This is a genomic window from Psychrobacter sp. T6-1, from assembly GCF_052258445.1.
On sequence record NZ_JBQQFC010000493.1, the window covers coordinates 1 to 1,225 of the forward strand.

The 1,225-nt window shown below is 50.4% G+C and carries 1 protein-coding gene; it reads right to left on the bottom strand.

The genetic code is table 11. From position 1 onward, the window contains the following. Window positions 1-19 precede the first annotated feature (19 nt). Window positions 20-1,210, bottom strand: coding sequence for an elongation factor Tu (gene tuf, locus ACTXGO_RS14060; RefSeq protein WP_435949696.1), 1,191 nt, complete (start codon window positions 1,208-1,210; stop codon window positions 20-22). Between the last annotated feature and the right edge of the window lie 15 nt (window positions 1,211-1,225).

A 1,225-nucleotide genomic window follows, 5' to 3' on the forward strand; every position in this document is an offset into this window, starting at 1 on the left:
GTAAAAGCTAATCTAATGATTAGTCCTTAACTGAAGCAACAACACCAGCGCCTACCGTACGGCCGCCTTCACGAATAGCGAAGCGAAGACCTTTGTCCATAGCGATTGGGTGGATAAGCTCTACGCCCATCTCAACGTTGTCGCCAGGCATAACCATCTCAGTACCGTCTTGTAGCTGGATTGCGCCAGTGACGTCAGTGGTACGGAAGTAGAACTGTGGACGATAGCCGTTTAGGAATGGTGTGTGACGACCACCCTCTTCTTTTGATAGTACGTATACTTCGGCGTCAAACTTGGTATGCGGAGTGATTGAACCTGGCTTGGCTAGTACTTGGCCACGTTGTACGTCTTCACGCTTGGTACCACGTAGTAGTACGCCACAGTTCTCACCAGCACGACCTTCGTCAAGTAGTTTACGGAACATCTCTACACCAGTACAGGTGGTTTTTTGGGTGTCACGGATACCGACGATTTCGATTTCGTCGCCTACGCGTACGATACCAGATTCAACACGGCCTGTTACTACAGTACCACGACCTGAGATTGAGAAGACGTCTTCGATTGGCATTAGGAATGCTTTGTCGACGTCACGCTCAGGCTCTGGGATGTAGGTGTCTAGAATCTCTAGTAGTTCGACAACAGCTGGTTCGCCGTATTTGTCTTCTGAGCCTTTTAGGGCTTCTGTGGCACTACCTTTTACGATTGGGGTGTCGTCGCCTGGGAAGTCGTAGTCAGAAAGGAGTTCACGTACTTCCATTTCGACGAGCTCAAGTAACTCTTCGTCGTCAACCATGTCACATTTGTTCATGAAGACGATGATGTAGGGTACACCTACCTGACGAGAGAGCAAGATGTGCTCACGCGTTTGTGGCATTGGGCCGTCTGTGGCTGAGACGACTAGGATGGCGCCGTCCATTTGGGCGGCACCTGTGATCATGTTTTTGACATAATCGGCGTGACCTGGGCAATCAACGTGGGCGTAATGACGGGCTTCGGTGTCATATTCGATGTGTGAGGTGTTGATGGTGATGCCACGTGCTTTTTCTTCAGGTGCTGAGTCAATAGACGCATAGTCTTTGGCTTCGCCGCCTGAGGTTTTTGCCGCTACGGTTGCGATAGCTGCGGTTAGTGTGGTTTTACCATGGTCAACGTGTCCGATGGTGCCGACGTTAACGTGGGGCTTTACGCGTTCAAACTTGGCCTTTGCCATGAGGTTTTCCTTTTT

Excerpts from the sequence above, each read along its gene's own strand:
- tuf (WP_435949696.1), bottom strand. The coding sequence starts at position 1,210 with ATGGCAAAGGCCAAGTTTGAACGCGTAAAGCCCCACGTTAACGTCGGC.